This window comes from Paracoccus mangrovi (assembly GCF_042648425.1).
GTDB lineage: Bacteria > Pseudomonadota > Alphaproteobacteria > Rhodobacterales > Rhodobacteraceae > Paracoccus > Paracoccus mangrovi.
Window position 1 is genome coordinate 1 of sequence record NZ_JBHRXJ010000035.1, and the last position, 4,502, is coordinate 4,502.

4 protein-coding genes are annotated in these 4,502 nt (G+C 58.2%); all 4 read right to left on the reverse strand.

Annotated elements, in window-relative coordinates; all coding sequences use genetic code 11:
- Positions 1 to 821: 821 nt before the first annotated feature.
- The gene (locus ACFOMH_RS20395; RefSeq protein WP_377746761.1) at positions 822 to 1,730 is read right to left on the reverse strand and encodes a DMT family transporter; all 909 of its coding nucleotides are present in this window, start codon (positions 1,728 to 1,730) and stop codon (positions 822 to 824) included.
- 24 nt (positions 1,731 to 1,754) lie between these two features.
- A complete protein-coding gene (locus ACFOMH_RS20400) occupies positions 1,755 to 2,954 on the reverse strand; it encodes an alanine racemase (protein WP_377746763.1) in 1,200 nt (399 codons plus the stop codon).
- A gap of 106 nt (positions 2,955 to 3,060) precedes the next feature.
- Complete coding sequence (locus ACFOMH_RS20405) at positions 3,061 to 4,155, reverse strand: pyridoxal-phosphate dependent enzyme (protein ID WP_377746764.1); 1,095 nt, start codon at positions 4,153 to 4,155, stop codon at positions 3,061 to 3,063.
- Between the two features lie 16 nt (positions 4,156 to 4,171).
- On the reverse strand, positions 4,172 to 4,502 hold a 331-nt coding region (locus tag ACFOMH_RS20410; protein ID WP_377746766.1), incomplete at its 5' end, for a hypothetical protein.

A 4,502-nucleotide genomic window follows, 5' to 3' on the forward strand; every position in this document is an offset into this window, starting at 1 on the left:
CGAAAACAAGCGTGCGGGGCTGACGGACTTCTCCTTGCACCAGTTTTCCAAATTTTTAAGTTGGCTAAGCCCAGCAGTAGAGGTTGGCCTTTCTCCGTCTAGGGTGCGAATCTTTTTTTGCGGTCCGCATGGATGCCTTTGGCGACCCACGCATCTGGGGAGTAAATCTTGGGCATATCTTTGACATCAGCGCTAACTATCACGCGCTGTATAGGACCAACTTTAAGCACGAGGCAAAAGCCAGCGCCGGCAAGGGCCGATCAGATGACACCGAATTCGGACAATAACCGCATTCATCTATTACTACAGGCGGACAACGCATTGGGGTGCTGGATCCGAACCAGATCTACAGTCTGGCGCCGACGGCCCCGCTGGGCGGACGGATAGAACTGAACAATCTGAAGATCACCGACGGCCCCCGCCTATCTGGCCCTGCGGCCCGAACCTACCCCAATTCGCAAAATGACCGTGCAGAAATTGGTCCGCATGGCTTTAGGTGGCGTGGCGGAGCAAACGCTGAATAAACTACTCAAGAAATAGACACACGCAAAAACCGCCAGTCTCCGCCTTGAAACAATCGCGCGGGTCTTCCGAAAGCGTCCGTTAGGTTCCCTTTTGCAACGAACGAATGGGGAATTATCGACCGCATTAGCGGCCGGGAGGGGGGCATCACATGGACCTGTATCGCAAGGTTCAGCCGGCCTTTAGATTGGGATTAATCAGAAAACATGACAACGATCCCAGAACCTTGCCGCCCCTCTCCGACATTTTTACCATCTGTCAGTCGACAGTCCTTCACACCTCCGGCGTGCAACTGACCGTCACGACATCGGCGATCGGTTTCGCGAGAAGGCAAGATAGCAGCCCCCGCACAGAATAAGAGCTATGCCGCTCCATGTCGCTGGCATCGGGATTTCCCCAAAGAAAAGCCAGCCGAACAGCGCACCCCAGATGATCCAGGTGTAGCGGACCGGACCGATCAACGCGGCATCCGATCGCCTGAACGCGAAGATGTTGCAAAGCTGGCCCGCCAGTGCAATCGGACCGAGAAGAAGCATCAGTCCGGTTTCGCCAAGGCTAATCGAGTTCCACGAGATCGCCGCCGGGACCGAAAAGATGACTGCTCCGAAAAGGCTTACATAGAAAAGGACGCTCACGCTGGGTTCGGATCTCGCGAGCTTTTTGATCAGGATACTCTCGGTCGCCACAAGAAGCGCACCGAGCAGAGCGACACCTGCGGGTAGCATGTCCTCAACGCGCAGAGCCGCCGCACCGCTGGCAAGGACGACGACGCCTGCCCCAACAAGGCAACAGGCGGCGGCAGCCCATTGCTTGACGGAAAAACGTTCGCCCAGCAGGAACACACCAAGGATGATGATAAATAATCCGTCCAAAAGCCCTATAGCGGTGGCACCTGTCACCGACATATGGCCTGCGGCATAGATCGCGGCCATGCCGCCGCCGCCGCCAGCCATCGCCCGCAGCCCATGAACCGGAACCTGCCTCGAACGCAGCTTCGCCCGTTCCGCCGGCAGAGCGGCGATCCACAGTAGCATGGTGATCAGCGCGCCGAGGTATCGGAACCAGATAAGCTGGCCCGCGGAGATTTCGCTGCCGCTGAACCTGCCCGAGACGTAGATCAACCCGAACAGACCTACGCCGAGAAACGCCCAGAGCACCCCGGTCAGGTTGCTGCCCGCGAGGTCTGGCTTTGTTATCGCATAGGTCATGGGGCCATGTTCTTGTATACCGTGTCAGAAGAGAAAGCGCGCGCTGGAGGGACTGGCCCCAAGGGTCGATGTGACGAATTCATGCTGCACACCGCCCATCCATTCTGCAATGCGCGGGATCGTTGGAGCGTGTTCCCCGCCGTGGAAATCCGTCGCGAGAAAGCACATATCCCCCGTCGAGAGTGTGCCGCCCCGCGCAGATTTTGCGGTGATGGTCGAGATGTTCATGGATTGCCGCCCCAGGAACCAGTGCGGCGATCCATCGGGACCTATGCACCACGCCGGTTGCTCTGTTTTCCCGATCCCCTGTTGATAGCGGCTCAGGGTCAGCCAGCCCGCGCCAAGAAGAGCCACCTCCTCGCCGGCTGGCTCCTGGACTTCATATGACCGCTCATAGCCGACCGTCTCGCCAACCTGACGATGCACGACATCACAGACAGCGGTCGACACATGCATCACCTGGAATGTCCTCCGCTCACCATGCCGATTGCCCCCCGTCAATCCGAGAAGCGAGCTGCCGATGCGGTCGAAAACCGCGCAGCCGAAATCCCGAAGGCTTACGCTCTCTCCGATGGCGCAGGACGAGGCGGATGAATAGGCAGACAGTTCGGGCAGCTTGCGGCCACTTTCTCGCATATGCCCCAGAAGGACCGATACCGCGGCCCGGAACCTTTCGATGGCGATACGGCTCGGGTCGTCTCGATCAAACGGATTTGCGCCCCCCGCATCCGGCAGGTGACAAGCAATGCTGGCGATCTCGACATTCGGCATCTCCACGATGTCACGCGCCAGCATTTCGATATCGTCGAGTCCCCTGAAGAAAAACCCGTTCCGCCCCAAGCCGGCGGCATCAAGGCTGAGATGGATCTGCGCGCGCGCGCCGAAATGCTCGTGAATACGGGCAATCTGCTTGAGCTTTTCGCGCGACGCGGCCATCTCGCGGATACGCCACCCGGCGCAGGCAGCCTGATCGATTTCGTCATCCGCCCCAACCCGGAGCCTGATAAGAGGAGTATCGGGGACCAACTTCCGCAGTACGCCAAGCTCACGATTGTCTACGGCCGCCATATGTGTGCACTGGTCAACAAGGCATGACGCGACAAGATCGACACCATGCCCATAGGCATCGCCTTTCAGGACAGCACAGAGGCCGCGCGTTCCAAGTCGATCCCGGATGATGCCGGCGTTCAGGGCCAACGCCTCACGGTCGATGCCCACCAGCACCGGCCGCCCACCGTCTCGCCGCTGATATGCCAAGGCCGCCTGATTGAATCTCCACCTTCGGGATACATGGAATATTTGGTCGGATTGCATGATATGATGCTGTCTTTCAGGGATTGTAGCCGGCATGCCGGGGAAGCGGCGGGTGACCGGCGACCGCTTCAAAGGGCTTTCGTCCCCACGTCATTCGACACCAGCCCTCGGTGATATCTTCGAGGCTTCCCTTGTCCTCGGGCCTATCCCAGGTCGCGCGCAGATCTTCCGGCCAGCGGCCAAGCCATTCCGGATCAAAAAGGGTCTCAACATATCTCACCCCGTGATCGGGTAGGATCGTCAGAACATTGCGGTCGGGCTCCTGCTCCGCATGCCACTTTGCGACCGTCAGCGCGGCTCCGCTCGATGCGCCGACCAGTAACCCGGTTTCGGTGTGGAACTGGTGGACCTGCTGCACCATCTTGGGAACCGGCACCCAGTGAACCTCGTCGCAATCCTGAAAGCTGACATTGCCCATCGGGATGCCGGCGCCCATGGCGAGAACCTGTTCGAAGGACTCTCGGCACATTCGCGTGATCGTGCTGGCCTTTGCTCCGAAGATCACGCTCCTGTTATGGTCAACCGCAACGACTTTCAGGTCGGGGTTATCCTCAAGCAAAACACGCGCAAAGCCGAACAGTGATCCCCCCGAGCCTACAGTTCCGACGAGAGTGTCGAACCGGCGGCCTTCGTCGAGGAGTCTCGTGGGAAAAGGACGATAGGACGCCGCATTCAACGGATTCGTGTATTGCTGGGGCCAGAAGGCGTCCGGGCTCTCCTCCAGTAGCTTTGCGAGTACACCAAGCCGCGCCTGCTGGATTCCGCCTTCGCAGAGATTGCTCTGGTTGACCACGTGAAGCTTGGCCCCAAGGCTTTCAAGCCTCCAGCGAACGACCCGGGAGACCGGGCCTGTCACTAGCGTGAGATGCAATCCATATTGTGAGCACAAGATCGCGAGAGCGAGAGCGAAAGTGCCCGAACTGCTTTCCATGACATGACCGCCGCGCACCAATCGCCCCGACGAAAATGCGTTCTCAATAATGCTCTTTGCTGGTGTAAATTTCATGAGGTCGAACTTCGCTGCGGTCAGATTCGGGCAAAGTTTGACAAACATCGGCTCAGAGAATGTCCGCAGAACACTGGCGTCGGGCTTGGCGAAATGGATGGTCATGGTAAGCTTTCCAATGTCAGATTCTGTAAAGACCGAGATATCCGCTGCCCCAGGACGTGATTTCCAAGAAGGCCGCATTGAGGGCGGATTGAAGAGGAAGATCGTCGAGGGGAAAGATCAGCCCTGCGATGGTTCCCGAGTGAGAAATGCAGATACCCGATGCATTCAGGGTTTTCCTGAGGGCCATCAGGTGCTTGAAATTGCGCTTTGGGTATTTCCCTTCGTTGATCATGGCGCTTTCCGTGGCGATGGAGAGTGTCCGATCTTCTGTGTATCGGTGATCTGGTCCATGCTTCCTGAGAGGAGCAAGGACGATGACGATTTCGAACGAACTGCTGGACGAACTG

Bases quoted from the DNA above. Each gene is read 5' to 3' on its own strand.
- ACFOMH_RS20395 (WP_377746761.1), bottom strand. From the start codon at position 1,730: ATGACCTATGCGATAACAAAGCCAGACCTCGCGGGCAGCAACCTGACC.
- ACFOMH_RS20405 (WP_377746764.1), bottom strand. From the start codon at position 4,155: ATGACCATCCATTTCGCCAAGCCCGACGCCAGTGTTCTGCGGACATTC.